The 16,335-nt window shown below is 72.7% G+C and carries 15 protein-coding genes; 3 read left to right on the top strand and 12 right to left on the bottom strand.

Annotation, left to right across the window (positions count from 1 at the left end; all coding sequences use genetic code 11):
• Window positions 1-5: 5 nt before the first annotated feature.
• Entirely contained in the window at window positions 6-776 is a 771-nt protein-coding gene (locus tag ACT4N7_RS10465) for a carbonic anhydrase family protein (RefSeq protein ID WP_444828448.1), read from the bottom strand.
• 262 nt (window positions 777-1,038) lie between these two features.
• Between ACT4N7_RS10465 and ACT4N7_RS10460 the strand changes: the two genes are divergently transcribed.
• A complete protein-coding gene (locus ACT4N7_RS10460; protein ID WP_444828564.1) occupies window positions 1,039-2,040 on the top strand; it encodes an adenosine kinase in 1,002 nt (333 codons plus the stop codon).
• A gap of 43 nt (window positions 2,041-2,083) precedes the next feature.
• Here the strand turns inward: ACT4N7_RS10460 and ACT4N7_RS10455 are convergent, their stop codons facing one another.
• From ACT4N7_RS10455 to ACT4N7_RS10440, 4 genes are read right to left on the bottom strand one after another with little or no spacing between them, the layout of a single operon-like run.
• On the bottom strand, window positions 2,084-2,722 hold the full coding sequence (locus ACT4N7_RS10455; RefSeq protein WP_444828447.1) for a QsdR family transcriptional regulator: 639 nt from the start codon (window positions 2,720-2,722) through the stop codon (window positions 2,084-2,086).
• Window positions 2,723-4,168, bottom strand: coding sequence for a WS/DGAT/MGAT family O-acyltransferase (locus ACT4N7_RS10450; protein WP_444828446.1), 1,446 nt, complete (start codon window positions 4,166-4,168; stop codon window positions 2,723-2,725).
• Between the two features lie 9 nt (window positions 4,169-4,177).
• Window positions 4,178-5,107, bottom strand: coding sequence for an alpha/beta fold hydrolase (locus ACT4N7_RS10445; RefSeq protein WP_444828445.1), 930 nt, complete (start codon window positions 5,105-5,107; stop codon window positions 4,178-4,180).
• Window positions 5,104-5,862, bottom strand: coding sequence for an esterase/lipase family protein (locus tag ACT4N7_RS10440; protein ID WP_444828444.1), 759 nt, complete (start codon window positions 5,860-5,862; stop codon window positions 5,104-5,106). Before ACT4N7_RS10440 ends, ACT4N7_RS10445 begins: the two co-directional genes overlap by 4 nt.
• A gap of 176 nt (window positions 5,863-6,038) precedes the next feature.
• On the opposite strand from ACT4N7_RS10440, the gene ACT4N7_RS10435 reads away from it, so the two are divergent.
• The gene (locus ACT4N7_RS10435; protein ID WP_444828443.1) at window positions 6,039-7,556 is read left to right on the top strand and encodes a long-chain-fatty-acid--CoA ligase; all 1,518 of its coding nucleotides are present in this window, start codon (window positions 6,039-6,041) and stop codon (window positions 7,554-7,556) included.
• Here the strand turns inward: ACT4N7_RS10435 and ACT4N7_RS10430 are convergent, their stop codons facing one another.
• Genes ACT4N7_RS10430 through ACT4N7_RS10405 form a run of 6 tightly spaced genes read right to left on the bottom strand, consistent with a single transcriptional unit; the run spans window position 7,557 to window position 14,490 of the window.
• A complete protein-coding gene (locus tag ACT4N7_RS10430) occupies window positions 7,557-8,180 on the bottom strand; it encodes a nitroreductase family protein (protein WP_444828442.1) in 624 nt (207 codons plus the stop codon). It lies immediately after the preceding gene.
• Window positions 8,177-9,373, bottom strand: a complete 1,197-nt coding sequence (locus ACT4N7_RS10425) for a cytochrome P450 (RefSeq protein ID WP_444828441.1) — start codon at window positions 9,371-9,373, stop codon at window positions 8,177-8,179. Before ACT4N7_RS10425 ends, ACT4N7_RS10430 begins: the two co-directional genes overlap by 4 nt.
• Window positions 9,370-10,317 carry a hypothetical protein gene (locus tag ACT4N7_RS10420; protein ID WP_444828440.1) on the bottom strand — a complete coding sequence of 316 codons (948 nt, stop codon included), beginning with the start codon at window positions 10,315-10,317 and terminating at the stop codon, window positions 9,370-9,372. Before ACT4N7_RS10420 ends, ACT4N7_RS10425 begins: the two co-directional genes overlap by 4 nt.
• Window positions 10,260-12,872, bottom strand: coding sequence for a PEP/pyruvate-binding domain-containing protein (locus tag ACT4N7_RS10415; protein ID WP_444828439.1), 2,613 nt, complete (start codon window positions 12,870-12,872; stop codon window positions 10,260-10,262). The genes ACT4N7_RS10420 and ACT4N7_RS10415 overlap by 58 nt, the downstream gene beginning before the upstream one ends.
• On the bottom strand, window positions 12,872-13,639 hold the full coding sequence (locus ACT4N7_RS10410) for a methyltransferase family protein (protein WP_444828438.1): 768 nt from the start codon (window positions 13,637-13,639) through the stop codon (window positions 12,872-12,874). Before ACT4N7_RS10410 ends, ACT4N7_RS10415 begins: the two co-directional genes overlap by 1 nt.
• Entirely contained in the window at window positions 13,636-14,490 is an 855-nt protein-coding gene (locus ACT4N7_RS10405) for a hypothetical protein (protein WP_444828437.1), read from the bottom strand. The genes ACT4N7_RS10410 and ACT4N7_RS10405 overlap by 4 nt, the downstream gene beginning before the upstream one ends.
• 175 nt (window positions 14,491-14,665) lie before the next feature.
• Between ACT4N7_RS10405 and ACT4N7_RS10400 the strand changes: the two genes are divergently transcribed.
• Window positions 14,666-15,712: a ketoacyl-ACP synthase III family protein gene (locus ACT4N7_RS10400; protein WP_444828436.1), complete on the top strand. Its 1,047-nt coding sequence runs from the start codon at window positions 14,666-14,668 to the stop codon at window positions 15,710-15,712.
• Between the two features lie 7 nt (window positions 15,713-15,719).
• Here the strand turns inward: ACT4N7_RS10400 and ACT4N7_RS10395 are convergent, their stop codons facing one another.
• Complete coding sequence (locus ACT4N7_RS10395) at window positions 15,720-15,917, bottom strand: hypothetical protein (protein WP_444828435.1); 198 nt, start codon at window positions 15,915-15,917, stop codon at window positions 15,720-15,722.
• Window positions 15,918-16,335 lie beyond the last annotated feature (418 nt).

The following is a 16,335-nucleotide window of genomic DNA, read 5'->3' as shown; positions in this document are numbered from 1 at the left end:
GCCGGTCAGGCGAGCCGGTTGTCGGGGGAGAGCAGCACCGTGCGGTGGTTGAGGCGCTGGGTCTGCCGGGCGTCGCCGTGCGGGAACAGTCCGCGGTAGTGGTCGATCGTGGTGGCGCGGACGCCGACCCGGCCGCGCAGCACGTTCCAGTCGATGCCCTCGGCGTAGGGGGCGGTGGTGAGCGAACCGGAGTACCGGAAGGTGGCCAGATCGGCGGGCAGCATCGCCCGCAGGTCCACATCGGACAGTCCGACGGGGGTGCCGCACTCGCGCGGCAGCACGTCGAGCACGTCGTCCTGGGGCGCGCCCGCGCCCCGGACCAGGAACAGGCCGAGCACCAGAATCCGCCCGTCGGACTCGCGGGCGTGCACGAAGTGCTGTTCGAGCGGAAAGTGCAGTCCGTCGACGGTGTGCTCGGAGCGCCGGTGGAAGTGGAATCGCAGCAGGTCGTAGCGTTCCCCCAGATACCGGATGTGGGCCGGTCGGCTGAACCCGCTCGCCTCGACGGTCTCTTCTGGACCGTGAATGGCGCAGCCCGCGGGCGCGTTGTCCCGGCTGACGTATTCGACTTCCAGTTCGACGCTGGTCGGGTAGTCGATGACAAGCGGCGCCACGCCGTGCGGATGGCGGACACGGTCGGTGCGGATGTCGATCGGACTCTGCCGCGGCGCCGCGATGGCCGCGGCGGGCGCGGCTTGGGCGAGCCTGGGCAGGACGACGGCGGCTGCGGCGATCGCGGGGATACCGGCGAGAACGCTGCGGCGGGTCAACGACACGGGCTTCCTCGGTGTGCGGCGCGAGGGTGTGCGCGCGGGGGCGTACTGCATCGATGGCGGAGATCTTCCTCCCCGCGCCCGCGCGCGGCATCCCGGGTCCCGAAGATAGTGTCTAGGGATTTCCCGCGAATTGTTAATCGTCAATTTTACCAGACCCAATGACGTGTTAGTGGACTGTTCGGGATCTGAGATGCTGGCGCGTGGTGATATCAACCCGATACAGTTACCGGCGACCACGATTGAGGGAGCGATTTTGGGCGGGGTGAATGGCGAGTTGGACATCGTCGGAATCGGCAATGCCATCGTCGACGTACTGTCGCACGAAGACGATGCCTTCATCCTGGCCCAGGATCTGCGCAAGGGCGGCATGACGCTGATCGACGCTGAGCGCGTCGACACGCTCTACGCGGCGATGCGGCCGGGTATCGAGGTCTCCGGCGGCTCGTGCGCGAACACGATCGTCAGCGCCGCGTCGTTCGGGGCCGACGTCGCCTACATCGGCAAGGTGCGCGACGACGCCCTGGGCGACACTTTCGCCCACGACATCCGCGCCGCGGGCGTGCTGTTCGAGACCGCGCCCGCCGTCGACGGGCCGGGCACCGCGCGGTGTCTGGTCGTGGTGTCGCCCGACGGGCAGCGCACGATGAGCACCTATTTGGGCGCGTGCGTGGAACTGGGCAAAGAGGACATCGACGAGCGCCTGGTCGCGCGGGCCAAGGTGGCCTACCTGGAGGGCTACCTGTGGGATCCGCCGCGGGCCAAGGAGGCGATGCGGCTCGCTATCGCCGCGGCCCACGGCGCGGGCCGCCAGGTCGCGCTGACCCTGTCCGACACGTTCTGCGTCGTGCGCCACCGCGACGAGTTCCGCGCCCTGGTCGAGAACGACGTGGACATCCTGTTCGCCAACGAGGACGAGGTGCGGGCCCTCTACGAGGTCGACTCCCTCGACGAGGCGCTGGCGAAGGTGCGGGGCCGCTGCGCGGTCGTGGCCGTGACCCGGGGGGAGCACGGTTCCCTGGTGTCCGCCGACGGTTCGACGTTCCTGAAGGTGTCCGCCGAACCGGTGGAGAAGGTCGTGGACACCACGGGCGCGGGCGACTCCTACGCGGCGGGCTTCCTCTACGGGTTCACCCACGGCCTGGACCTGCCGACCTGCGGGCGGCTGGGCTCGATCGCCGCCGCGGAGATCATTTCCCACGTCGGCTCCCGGCCGCTGGTGAGCCTGAGCGATCTGGCCAAGCCGGAGTTGGACGCGGTCAGCTAGCGCGATCGAGAGCGGCATCCTGTACTAACCGGCTCGGATAGCGTCAGGGTGTCGAGCTGTCCAGGCCGCGCAGCAGGGCCTCGATCACGGTCAGCGCCGTGGTGACGTCGGGGGTGCGGTCGGCGATCACGTCGGCGTAGAGGAAGCCCTCGGCGATGCGCAGGATCGCGTACGCCAGCAGCGACTTGTCCAACCCGACGCGCAGTGTGCCGCGTTCGGTCTCCACTTCGATGAGCGTTTCGAGCACCGCCATCATGCCGTTCTGCACCCGGCTGTCCGCACCGGTGAGGATCTGCAGCGCGGTCTCGGGGTCGGCTTCGAGGAAGGCGCGCAGCGCGGAGTCGCGGCGGGACGCGGTCAGCACGGCGCCGATGATCGCGACCAGGCGCGGCACGCCGGTGAGTCCGGCGGTGTTGTGCAGGGCGTCGGCGACCGCGTGTCGGGAGCGCCACCAGATGACCTCGGCGAGCAGCCGTTCCCGGTTGCCCGCGCGGCGGTAGAGGGTGGCTCTGCCGACACAAAGCTTGCGCGCCAACCCTTGCATGTCCAGTCGCTGACCGGCCACATAGGACGCGACGGCCGCCGCGAACACGTCGGCGGGGATCGACGCGGGTGCGGCGACGCCTTCCGGTACGACGCGTTCGACGTCGTGGTCGGGCGGCAGAACGCGCGGGACCGACATCTAGGGCGCCGTCTGCACTTGTTCCGCGGCCTTGAGCAGGAGGTCGAGTTCGACGAGCAGGTACCCGGCCATCGCGTCGATGTCCGGGACCAGTTCGCGGCACGCGATCAGCCCGAAGTGCAGGCCGTTGCGGTAGCCGTGCACGGTCATGTTGAGTCCCTGTCCGTCCAGCACCACCGACACCGGATAGTAGGCAAGCACCTTCGCGCCGCCGAGGTACGCCTGCACGTTGGGCCCTGGCACGTTGGAGATCACCACGTTGAACGGCGGCAGCCGGTGCAGCACGCCGGTCGCGAACACCACCCGCGCCGCGCGCGCGGCGAGTGCGGGCGGCGCGAAGTCGGTGATGTTCTCCACCAGGCCGGGCGGGATCGCCGCCTGCTGCGACTTGGCGACCTTGGTGGCGTTGTGCGCGGTCTTGAGCCGCTGCACCGGGTCGGCCAACTGGGTGGGCAGCGAGGCCAGCATCGCGGAGACCTTGTTGCCCAGCTTGCCTTTGCTCGCCTCGTCGCGCACCGACACCGGGACCATCGCGACCAGCGGGGTCGCGGGCAGCGCGTCGTGGTCGGTGAGCCAGCGCCGCAGCGCGCCCGCGCACATCGCCATCACGACGTCGTTCACCGAGACCCCGAAGGCGTTCTTGACCTTCTTGACGTCGGCGAGGTCGACGCTGCGATAGGCCCACTTGCGGTGCGGGGTGACCGCGCTGTTGAACGGGGTCGGCGGCGGGCGCAGCGCGGCGGTGGGGATGACGGCGCCGTCGCCCTTGGTGCCGAGGCCGAGCAGGCCGCCGATCATCGGCGCCAACACGGTCCGCGCCTGGGGCAGCATCTGCAGCAGGCCGCGGCCGATGCGCACGGTGTCGACCGGCCGCGAGGCCATCGACCACGCCGCCCGGGCGATGAGCGCACCCGCGGTCGGCGGGCGCTGCGGGCGGAACGGCTCGGCCGGGGCCAGTTCGCGCCCGTTCGGGTCGATGTCGAGCAGCACGGTCAGCAGTTCCGCGCCGGACGCGCCGTCGATCGCCGCGTGGTGGACCTTGGTGTAGACCGCGAGCCTGCCCTCGCTCAGCCCGGAGATCAGGTACATCTCCCACAGTGGCCGCGAGCGGTCCAGCGGCCGGGAGTGCAGCCTGCTGATCTGCTCGGCGAGCTGCGCGTCCGAGCCGGGGGCGGGCACCGCGACCTCGCGGACGTGGAACTCCAGGTCGAAGTTCTCGTCGTCGATCCAATAGGGCTGGTCCAGGCCCAGCGGCACGGTGCGCAGGGCGCGGCGCAGCACCGGCACCAGCGGCACGCGCTGGGCCATCACCGCGATCAGCGCGCCGAGGTCGAGCTTGGTCGGCGCGTCGCTGGGGTCGAGCAGGCACACCCCGCCGACGTGCCCGGACGAGGTGGGCGTCTCCAGGGTCAGGAACGCCGCGTCGAGACCGCTGAGTTGCTGCATGGGGTTCTCCTAGCGTGCGGCAAGGGTCGGGTGCCTGCCGGTCCATCCGAGGATTCGGTCCACCACCAGGTCGGGCACTTCGAGCTGCGGTGTGTGTCCGACGCCAGTCAACTCCGCGAAGTCCCAGTGGGGATTGTCCGCCGCGGCCTTGCGGGCGGCGGCGACGGGTACCAGGCGATCGCGGTCGCCGTGCACGAGCAGGACCGGCATCGGCAGGTCCCGCTGCATCGCCCGGTAGCGCGCGGGTCGGGCCAGCACCGCGGTCAGCGAGCGGGCCGCGGCCATGAAGGACACCTCGGCGCCCTTGGTCGTGCGGCGCTCGTCGGCGAGCAGCACGCCCGCGTCGATCACCGCGGCCGACGCGCGCGACGGGTCGGCGAAGCACAGGTCGACCACGGCTTGGACGAGCTCGCGTGAGCCGGTCCGCCGCCGGGTGAGCCACATGGTCGCTTCGCCGAGGCCGGGCACCGCGTAGAGCAGGAACCGGCGCGCGACCTGCAGGTCCGGGCGCTGCGCGGGGACCGGCAGCGCGGGGTCGATCAGCACCAGCCCGGCCACCGCGGCGGGCCGCGCGCTCGCCTGCAGGATGGACACCATCCCGCCCATCGAGTTGCCGACCAGGATCGCGGGCGCGCCGACGATCTCGCGGACGAACCGGTCGACCAGCCGGGCGTTGGCCTGCACGGTGGCGCGCAGCGGCGGCAGCCTGGTCAGGCCGAAGCCGCCGAGGTCGACGGCGACGACGCGGCGGTGCTCGGCGAGCGCGGCGCCGACCAGCGACCAGTTCAGGTGCGAGCCGCCCAGCCCGTGCACCAGCACCATCGGCGGCGCGGCGGACTCGCCGCCGAAGTCGATCCAGTGCACCGGGCCGCCGAGGTCGGTGACGTAGCTGGTGGCGCCCCACGGCTGGGCGAACGCCCACGGCGCGGGGGCGGTCATGGGGTCGCCGGGTAGAGCATTCGCAGCGCGCGCGGCGGCTCGAACGGGCGCCAGGTGGTGGCGGCGAGCCGGTCGGCGATCAGCCACAGCACCGCGGGGTCGTGGCCGTAGCCGAGGTGGCTGCACCGGACCCGTACGTTCTGGCTCTGGTGTCCGGGCGTCTCGACGCAGGTCTGCCAGTGCACGATCCCGTCGCGGCGCGAGTGGACCGCGGTCACCGGGACGTCGATGGGCGCGGCGAGCACGGCGCGGGTCGGTGTCCTGGGGTGCACGCCGCGGCTGCGGGCGTAGCGGTCGTAGACCTTCTGCGCGCGGCTCTGCCGGTCGTCGATCTGGGCGAACGGGCTGCCCAGGGTGATCACCTGGCGGACCACGCTCGGGTTCTGCCTGGCCAGTTCGCGCGCGTAGATCCCGCCGAGGCTCCAGCCGACGATCGACACCGGGCCGTCGTGCCGCTCGGCCAGCGTGGTGAGCATCGCGGGCAGTCGGGTCATGACGGCGGCGCCGGGGCCGTAGTTGCGGCCGAGGCGCCAGCCGTAGGCGCGGTGGCCGAGGTGGCGCAGGAAGGTGCGCAGCACGGCGGTGGAGGCGTCGCCCGCGAGCAGGCCAGGCAGTACGAGCACGGGTCGGCCTTCGCCGCGGGGCGCGCGGTAGAGCCACGGCGCGGCCAGGGGGAGCGCGGCCAGGTCGAGGACGCCGCGCGCGGGCTCGGTGAGGTAGAGGCCGAGCGACGGTGCTTCGGCACCGTTCGGCATGCCTGCCCCCTTCTCTTCGCGTGCCGATGACCTCCTGGCCATCGCGTTGAAACAATCCTATGCTTTGTCTCACCCCGAGGCTAGGTTGATCTGGCCAAGCAGGCAACATCCATTGTGATTCGAGACAGATGCGCGGTGTGTTCCGGCCGCTGGCGCGCTGTCCGAGGAGGTGCACGGTGAGTTTCAACCTGGCGACGATCCTGCGGGAGTCGGCTATCGCCACCCCGGACAAGGCCGCGATGCTGTTCGCGGGTACGGCGGTGAGCTACGCCGAACTCGAAGACCAGTCGGCTCGGTTCGCCGCCGGGCTGACCGAGTTGGGCATGGTCCCCGGCGACGTGGTGGCCCTGCAGTTGCCCAACGTGCCGCAGTTCCTCGTCGCGTACTTCGGCACCGTGCGCGCGGGCATGGTCCTGCTGCCGCTCAACCCGCTGCTCAAGGCGCCGGAGATCGAGTACCACGTCGCCGACGCGGGCGCCAAGGTGCTGATCACTTTCGACATGGTCGCCGACGAGGCCATCAAGGGCGCGGGCGACGCGCAGGTGTTCGTGCTGCCGGTGACCGGCGCGCCGTTGGCCGCCGAAGTGCGCCCGATGTCGGACCTGATGGCGCCCGCGGGCGATGTCGAGGAGCTGTACCCGACCGAGGCCGACGACACCGCCGTGCTGATCTACACCAGCGGCACCACCGGCAAACCCAAGGGCGCCGAACTGACCCATTTCCAGCTCTACATGAACTGCACGACCGCGGGCGGCCTCTTCGGCGCCCTGCCCGACGACATCACCCTCGCGGTGCTGCCGTTCTTCCACGTCTTCGGGCTGTCCTCGGTCCTCAACGTCACCCTCCGCTACGGCGGCACGCTGTCGGTGGTGCCCCGGTTCGAGCCCGGGCCGGTGCTGGACGCGGTCGAGCGGGACCGCTGCACCGTGATCTGCGGCGTGCCCACGATGCTGCAGGCGCTCACCGCGCAGGACACCACCGGACGCGACCTGTCCGCGCTGCGGATCGCGGTGTCCGGCGGCGCGTCGCTGCCCGGGCCGATGCTGGCGGCGTTCGAGGACAAGTTCGGCATCGTCGTGCTGGAGGGCTACGGGCTGTCGGAGACCGCGAGCACGGCGTCGTTCAACACCAGCGCCGAGAATCGCAAGGTGCTCTCCATCGGCAAGCCGATCTGGGGCGTGCAGATGCGTGTGGTCGACGCCGACGACAAGCCCCTGCCGGTCGGGCCCGACCACATCGGCGAGATCGTGATCCGCGGCCACAACGTGATGAAGGGCTACCTGGGGTTGCCCGAGGTCACCGCGGCGGCGTTCCGCGGCGGCTGGTTCCACTCCGGGGATCTCGGCTACGTCGACGAGGACGGGTTCTACTTCATCGTCGACCGCAGCAAGGACCTGGTGATCCGCGGCGGGTACAACGTCTACCCGCGCGAGGTCGAGGAGGTCCTCTACACCCACCCCGACATCGCCGAGGCCGCCGTGATCGGCAAGCCGGACGACCGGCTCGGCGAGGAGGTCGTCGCCGTGGTCGCCCGCAAGCCGGACACCGACCTCAGCGCGGAAGACGTGATCGCCTTCTGCAAGGAGCGTATGGCGGCCTACAAGTACCCGCGCGAGGTGCGGTTCGTGCCGAGCCTGCCCAAGGGCCCCACCGGCAAGATCCTCAAGAGCGACCTGCGGGCGGCCACCGGCTGATCACCAGCGGTCGAGGTGGATCGGCAGCGGCGGGCGGGCGGCGGGGCGGAAGTCGGTGCCGCGGTAGTACGCCGTGGGGATCAGCGCCGCCTGGTGGACACCGACGGGGATGCCGAGCAGGTCGGCGACCGCGCGCTCGTGCCGCAGGTGGGTCGTGGTCCAGGTGGTGCCCAGGCCGCGGCCGCGCGCGGCGAGCATGTAGCTCCAGACGGCGGGCATCAGGGAGGCCCACAGGTCGGCCTGGCTCCCGGCGGGCAGTGGGCCGCCGGTCGCCAGGCAGGCCAGGACCAGCGCCGGGACCTCGCCGAGGTGCCGCGCGAGGTGGGCGGCGCTGTCGAAGGACCGCTTGTGGACGCCGGTCAGCGCGGGCATCGCGGCGGTCTGGTCGTTGAACGCCGAGCGGTAGTGGGCGCCGAGGGCGGCGCGGATCTCGGGGTCGGTCACGACGATCCAGTGCGCGGTGTTGCGCCCGGACCCGCACGGGGCCTGCTGGGCGATCCGCAGACACTCCTCGATCTGGTCGATCGGCACCGGCCGGTCCAGGTCGAGCCGCCTGCGGACCGATCGGGTGCCGGTCAGCAGCGCGTCGGGGGTCAGCGCGGGGGCCGGGGCAAGGGCGGTCATCGGTGGTCCCACGCGACGGGCAGTTCCCACGGGCCGCGCACGAACATGTCCGTGCGCCACCGCAGGTCCGCGTCGGCCACGGCGAGCCGCAGCCCCGGGAACGCGGCCAGCAGGGCGGTGACGCCGACCCGCAGCTCCAGCCGGGCGAGTTCGGCGCCGAGGCAGTGGTGCGCGCCGTGGCCGAAGGCGATGTGCGGGTTCGCCGGGCGGTCGGGGTCGAGCCGGTCCGGGTCGGGGAACACCGCCGGGTCGCGGTTGGCGGCGTCCGGGATCGGCACCACCACCTCGCCCGCGCGCACGACCTGGCCGTCGGTGAGGGTGACGTCGGCGGTCGCCACGTGCGGTACGCCGCCGGTGCCGTTGCCGCAGACGTACCGCAGGATCTCCTCGACGGCCGGGCCGAGCCGAGCCGTCCCGACTGTCCACTCGGGACGGTTCAGGAGGTGGTGGACCACGGTCGCCAGGGCGTTGCTCGTCGTCTCGTAGCCCGCGACCAGTATCCCGGCGGCCATGACCACCGTCTCGGTGACGCTCAGCGCCCGCTCCGGGCTGCGCGGGTTCAGCATCTCCGCGATGAGACCCGGCCCGGCCCGGCCCGCGGCGAGGTCGGTCCCGATTCGGCCGACGAGTTCGGCGAAGTACGCCTGGAACTCAGCGTGCGCGCGCGCGACCGTTTCGGCCGGGTAACGGCCGATGGACATCATCGGGTCGACCCACGGTTTGAACAGCGCCACATCCGCCTCGGGCACCCCGAGGACGCGGCTGATCACCCGCAGCGTGAACGGCACCGTGAAACCGGCGACCAGGTCGGCCGGGCTGCCCGCCTCGGCCAGTTCGGCGATCTGGTGCTTGGCGATCTCCTCGACCATCGGCGCCAGCTCGCGGGTCTGCCGGGCGGTGAACGCGTGCGCCACCGCCGAGCGGCGCCGGGTGTGGTCGGGCGCGTCGACGGTGATCAGCGGCAGCGACTCCGCGGACCGGGCGAACAGCGTGCCGTCGGTGTACGCGGCCCGGCTGAACCGCGGGTCGGACAGCACGAGCCGGACGTCGGCGTGGCGGGTGGCCAGCAGGGCCTCGCGGCCGGTGGCGAGGGTGACCCTGGGCAGCACCGGGCAGCCGCGGATCTCGGCGTACTCGGCGGGCGGCTCGCAGCGCGGGCCCGCGGCGAACGGGAAGGACGGCAGGTCGGTCACGGCAGCGTCACTCTCTCCACGAGGTTGGCGAGTACGAAGCAGGCGAAGCCCGCGAGCAGGAACGCCGCCGCCAGGCCGTAGGGCCAGCGGGTCGGCCGGTCGCGGTGGAAGCGGACCGCCGCCACCGCCGGGAAGGCCAGCGGCAGCACCGCGACCAGCGCCGCGGGCGACCACGGCCGGACCGCGGCGACGAGCAGCGCGATCGCCACCACGGCGCAGCCGAGCCCGGCGGCCGCGGTGCCGCGCACGCCGAGCACCGTGACGTAGGTGCGCTCGGCGGGCCGCGGCGCCCGGGTCGTCTTGCGGGCGAACTCGAAGTGCGCGAACAACACCGTGGCCACCACGACGCCGACCGCGCCCGACCAGGACGGCCCGAGCCCGGCCGAGTGCAGCAGCCCGGCGTAGAGGAAAGCGTTGAGGGACAACTGAACCGGCAGGCTCACCACGAAGTTCACCAGCAGCGCGTCGCCGGAGGGCCACCGCAACCACCGGTCCACCACGATCAGCACGCCCACGTAGCCGAGCTGTACGGCGAGCACCGCGAGCACCGCCGGGCGCCAGATGTTGGCCGCGACCAGCACCGCCGCCCCGGCCGCGACCAGCACCGCCAAGTCCGGTGTGGACACCGCGCCGCGGGCCAGCGGCCGGTCGGGGTTGTGTGCGCGGTCGTAGTCCAGGTCCCGGATGTCGTCGAGTGCCCGCAGCACCAGCAGGTCGACCAGCAGCGTCCCCGCCGCGACCAGCACGCCGAAGTCCGGCAACCAGCCGGTGAACCGGGCGTCGGTCAGTGCGCACGCCGCCGTCGCGCCGAGCGCCCAGAGGAAAGCCAGCGGCACGTAGGCCGCGGGCGGGAAGCTGCCCGCGATGTAGGCGCCGAGGCGCGCCGCTAGGCCACGTCCGGGAGCACCCGCACCGTGCCCGCCGCGCCGTCCACCTCGATCCACGCCCCGTCCTCGATCAGCGCGGTCGCGTTCGGCACCGCCACCACCGTCGGAATGCCCAGCAGCCTGCCGGTGATCGCGGTGTGCGAGAGCAAGGTGCCCCGCTCCACCACCATGCCCCGGGCCGCCATCATCAGGAACAGCCATCCTGGATCGGTCTCCTTCGCCACGATGATGTGGTCTCGGCAGGACTCCGGCGCGATCGACGGATCGAGCACGACCCGCGCCGGGTAGCGCACGACGCCCGTGCTCGACGGCAGGCCGCGCAGCTCCGTGGGCCGATCGGCGCCGGGGGAGTACACGATCCGGGCGGGCAGCCCGTCGGTCACCGGCCGGTCGTAGGCGGTGCCGAACCGGGCGTCGAGGTCCGGGCGCGCCGTGGCGGCGAGCCGCTCGGCGCGCCTGCGGTGGGCGAGGGCGCGCAGGTCGGTGTCGATCAGGGTGCCGTCGTAGGCGCCGAACACCTCCTCGACGGTCAGGTCCACCACGTCGGCGCGCTCGTCGAGCCGCCCGGCGGCGACCAGGTGGTCGCCGAGCCGCCACAGCACCTGCCGGGTGAGGCCGTAGAGCTGGCTGCGGCAGTAGCGGGTGTCCTCGCGGGTCTTGACGAACCAGCGCAATCCGGTCGCCAGCGCGCGGATCACCAGTCGGCGCAAGGGGTTCGGGCACCGGGCCCGCAGGTCGCGCTCCGCGTCGGCGCGGCTGGCCAGTTCCCGGGCCCGACTGTCCGCGACGGACAGTCCACTCTGGAGCAACGGGCGGAGCATCTCGATGATCATCCCCGGCCGCTGGCGCGGTGCGGGCTCCTCCAGCTTCAGGTCGTGCAGCGCGCGGTCGCCGTAGCGGCGCAGGTGTTCGCCCGCGGCGGCGGCGACCGGCGCACCGTGCTTGTCCGCCACGACGTCGGCCCACACCTCGTCGGCGGGATCGTCCTGGACGCGGGCGGCGAGCACCGGGTCGGCGGCGAACAGCTCGGCGAGCGCGATGGCCGAGCGCACGCCCAGCACCGAGCGGTTCTCGCCGCCGCCGAGCAGCAGCCCGCCCATGATCCGCTTGTCGTCGGCGCCGACCCAGCGGCGCAACAGCGCGGCGGCGGCCGTGGCCCAGGCGAGCAGGTACACGGAGTTGACCAGGGTGACGCCCCAGCGTTCGCCCACCCGCGCCCACAGCCCGCGATGGAACGCGATCAGCTCCTCCGGCGACCACCCGTCCATCCCGTCGGCCTCGGCGACCAGGGTGTCCCACCAGCCGAGGAATCCGCGCACCGAACCGCGCAGCCGGGCCAGCCGGACCAGGAGTCCCGGCACGGTCGGCAGCGCGCGCCGCACGTCCGCGCGCGACGGCGCGGCGACCGTGTCGAGGCCCATCGACTGCGCCCAGAACGGCCGCACCAAAGGGAATCCCGGGATCTGGCCGTGCAGGGCGAACCAGGCGTCGAGCCGGTAGTAGACCCGGCCGTCGAGCAGGCCGACCATCCGGTCGAGGTGGTGTTCCACCGTGCGCAGCCTGCGCTCGGACACCCCCAGCCGCCGGTAGGCGTCGCGGAAGGCGAGCCGGTAGAACTCGCGGGCCTGGGAGTAGGTCAGCGCGCCGGACACCCCGGGGAAGCTCTCGGTGATGTTGTGGTTGCTCCACGGGATTCGCGGTGCGGCGGTGGTGAACACCACGGGCCTGGCCTGCACGAGGTGGATACGGCCGTCGGGGGTGATGGTGCCCTCGATGTCCTGCGGCAGACCGAAAACCGCCTCGACCCGGGCCGCGAGGTCGAGCACCCGGCGGACCTCGTCCTCGGTCAGCACCGGGGGCTCGGCCAGGTCGGCGGGCACCTCGGTGGTGACCGGGCCGTCGCCGCCGCGGGCCACCATCCACCGCTTGACCACCACGTCCGAGCGGATCCCGGCGGCGTCGAGGTAGAAGTGGTCCACGTCGGCGCGTTCCTGCACGACCCCCTCGCCGATGCCGTGCGCCGCCGCGACGACGCCGCACGCCGCGCCAGTGCGCGGGTCGCGGCTGAACGCCACGAACGACCGGGCGCCCGACACCATCCGCTGCACGCCGACCGCGACCCGCGCCGACGCCGCGGGCATCCCCCGACGCGCACGGTACACAATGGACTCCGCGCTCAGCCCAGACGCCCAGCACCGCGCGACGGCGGCGGGCACGTCGGCCGGGCGGACGTAGAGGAACGAGTCGGTCAGCCCGGCGAACGCGTCGGTGGCGCCGTCCTCCCCGACCCCGCGCTCGTCGGCGACCACACACGCCCGCACCGCGACCAGCCCGCCCATCGCCTCGGCGGCGGCCACGAGATCGGCGGCGAGCGCGGCGGAAACCGGTGCGACGGCGTCCCTCGCGGCGCGGGACCACGCGATCAGCTCACCGTCCGAAGTGGACTCTGGCGGTACCAGGCCGACGGTGGCGGCGTCGAACTCGGCCACCGGTACACAGTGGAACTCCGGTACCGCAAAGTCCTTGCGGCGCAGGCGTTCCTGGCGGGCGAACTTGTGGCCGACCGCGGTCGCGTCGAGCAGCCGGTCGTCGCCGGGGGCGATGAGCGTCATCACCACACCCCGGGGATCAGGCGCGGCCGGGTCGCCGCGAACTCCGGGTAACCCGGCAGCGGCCACAGCACCCGCTCCTCGGTCACCACGCGCCAGCCGAGCGCGGCGGCGAGCAGCGCCAGCGCGAACACCGCCGCCGGGTTGGCGAAGAACGCGACGAAACCCGCGTTCGCCAGCAGCATCCCGGAGTACGCGGGGTGCCGCAGGAACCGGTACGGGCCGCCGGTGACCAGCACGTGGTCGTCACGGCGGACCACCTGGTGGGTGTACTGCGCGCCCAGCGCCCGGATCGCGGCGAACCGCAGCGCGATGCCCGCGCCGAACACCGCGACCGGCACCAGCAGCCACGGCGACCAACCCGACCACGGCACCGCGGGCAGCACCGCGCAGATCCCCACCAGCGTCCGCGACGACGCGTACGCGACGAGGGTGCCGCTCTCGGCCGCGGCGGCGGACTGGTCCTTGAACGTCACCCGGATCTCCAGCACGACCCAGGCCAGGTAGGCGACCATCAGCAGCCCGGCGGCCAGGTGGACGGTGCCGCCTGCGGCGAGGTGCGTGACCGCGCGGACGGCCAGCAGCGCGGTGCCCGCGACGAACAGTACCCGGGTCAGCAGCGCGGCCAGCGCCATGGCGGAGAACCGCCGTACGACTTGAGTGCTCACGCGGATGCCCTCTGCCATCGGTTCGCTCGCAAGCTCGCTCTGCGACAGTGGTTCACCGGCAAGCTCGCTCTGCGACATCGGTTCGCTCGCAAGCTCGCTCACGCGACCCGCACCTCCCCGCGCATCCGGCGGTACACCGCGGGTTTGGCGGCGAAATAGTCGAAGTCGACGCGGCCCGCGGGTTCCCCGTCGGCGAGGATGTCGAACCCCGACCGGTGCCGACTGCGGGGGACCTCGGTCCGCGCCCTGGTCAGCCGAATCCCGCCGGTGAGCCCGCAGACCACGTCGAGGTCGACCCCGAGCAGCACCAGCGTCGTGTCGGGCGCGCGGCCGAACTCCAGGTGGCACACCAGGGTGCCGAACTGGCGGGCCGCGTCGAGCAGCGTCTCGGCGCGCGGCGGGGCGCCCGGCGCCGTGGCCAGCCGGTGGCCCGGCGCGGGGCGGCGGATCTCGACCGAGGACACCTCGGCACCGATCACCGGCTGCGCGATGAGCACGTTTTCCTGCCGTCGCCGGTTAACCTGCGTCGCGTCGGCCCGCCGCGGCGTCGTGGGGGGCGCGCCGCGGGCCGGGCGGGTCGCGGTGGGGCGGAAGTCGACAGTGCCCTCGCAGACCGGTTGGCCCGCTTGACTCGCGCGCAGCGTGGCGCCGGATTCGTTCCGGCGCACCGCTTCCAGCGCGACCGGCGCGCCGAGTTCGCAGAACGACGGGAACTCAAGCGACAGCGTCATCCGCGCGCCCGGCCGCTCGGGGCGCCCCAGGTCGGCGCCGCGCACCAGGTCGAGCAGTCCGCAGACCAGCGCCATGCCCGGCAGGTGATCGAGCGGATGGTCGAAGAAATACGGGTCCTGCCGCGCCACCGCCAGGGTGCCCGCCCAGGTCGCGCCCGCGCGGCGCACGTCCCGAACGAGCCCGCCGGGCGCGGTCCACCCGCGTTCGCTGAGGACGGTCATCGGCAACCTCGATTCAGTCGGAGCCCCCGTGCCGAGCCGATCACCACGGTTTGGTCTGAACATCCTTGGTAACAGCCGTCGCTGATATGCCCCTGACCGCCGCAGGTGCGGGCATGTACGCCGGGGCGCCCGAACCGCCATGATGGTGACGACCGGTGCGAGAAGGGGGTTCCCGGTGCGAGTGCGGGACGTGTACCTCGCCGGACTCGGCGCGTACCTGCCCGCGTCAGTGTCCACTGTGGACGCTGTGGCCCGCGGGGACTACGACGCCGACGCGTGCGAGCGCGACGGGTGGACCGGGGCGGCGGTGGCGGGCGAGGTGTCCGCACCGGACATGGCGGTGTTCGCGGCGCGCCGGGCGCTGGACCGCGCGGGCCACGCGCCGTCCGAAGTGGACTTGGTGCTGCACGCGTCGTTCTTCCACCAGGGCCCGGACGGCTGGTCTCCGCACAACTACGTGCAGCGGCACACCGTCGGCGGGCACGCGCCCGCGTTCGAGGTGCGCCAGGCGTGCAACGGGATGCTGAGCGGCCTAGAACTGGCCTGCGCCTACCTCACCGCGACCGGCGGGACGGCCGCCCTGGTCACCGGGGCGGAGAACTTCGGCGTGGCGCTGGTGGACCGCTGGCGCTACCTGGCGGGCGCCACCACCAACCGCGGCTCCATCCTCGGCGACGCGGGCACCGCGGTGGTGCTGTCCCGGCGCGCGGGATTCGCCCGGCTGCGCGCGATCGGCACCACGACGCTGCCGGAGTACGAGGAGATGTACCGGGGCGACACCCCGGTGTTCCCGCCGCCGTGCACCGTCGGCGAACCGATGCGGATCGGCGCGCGGGTCGCCGAGTTCGCCCAGCGCCATCCCGCCCGTTTCGCCGCCCTGCGCGACGAACTGGGTGCCGCGCGGTCGGACCTGGCGGCCCGCACCCTCGCCGAGGCAGGCGTCACGCCCGCGGCCATCACCCGGGTGACCCACGTGTTCACGGGCGGGATCGCCTACCTGCGAGGGTTGTTGACCCCGCTGGGCATCGCCCCCGAACGCGGCCTGCTCGACTACGGCCGCGGCGTGGGCCACCTCGGTGTCAACGACCACGTCGCCGGCCTGACCCACCTCGTCGAGACCGGTGCCGTCCGCGCGGGCGACCACGTGCTGATGATGGGCAACGGCGGCGGGATCGCGCTGTCCTGCGCGGTGGTCGAGATCCTGGACGACGTGAACTGGTGACCGCGGCTCACTTGCGGCGCAGGTCCACCACGTCGCCGCCGGCGACCTCGACCGGATTCGGTTCCGCGGCAAGGAAAGCGCGCGCGGCGGGGTCGTCGCGCAGGTAGGCGACGGTGACGCTGGTGGCGGGGGCGGCGGGGTCGACGGTCTGGTAGGCGCCCGTCATGGCCATCGTGGTGCACGCGCCGAGGGAGTGTCCGGCCATTCGACGCCGTCATGGACGCGGGCCGGATCAGTGCCGAGGTCACCGCCACGAAGTGCGGCACCACCCGCTCGGCGCCCGTGGTGAACGGTCCAGCACCCGGGTCTTCGCGGACCGCACCACCGGGTACAGCTGGCCGGCAGGCACAGTCGCCGCCTGGGCGGTGTCCTCGTCCCGGTTCTGGCGCGCGGCGACCACGGCGACCACGGCGACCAGCACCGCTGCCTGGGCGCGGGCCTGGCCCGAATGGTGGCGGCGTGGGCATTGCGCCAGTTGTTCCAACGCTTCCCCGACCTAGGCAGTGTCTCGAAGTCCGTACCGGTCAACATCGGCAGTGATGCGCGGTCTCGGCGTGTCGTTGATCAAATAGGCGAGGTCTCCGGTAGATCGATCAACGACCAAGAAGATCGAGAACACCGGA

It is taken from the genome of Actinokineospora sp. (assembly GCF_052390155.1).
Classification (GTDB): domain Bacteria; phylum Actinomycetota; class Actinomycetes; order Mycobacteriales; family Pseudonocardiaceae; genus Actinokineospora.
Note: the sequence above shows the minus strand (reverse complement) of the source record. Positions and strands in the feature narration are given on the sequence as shown.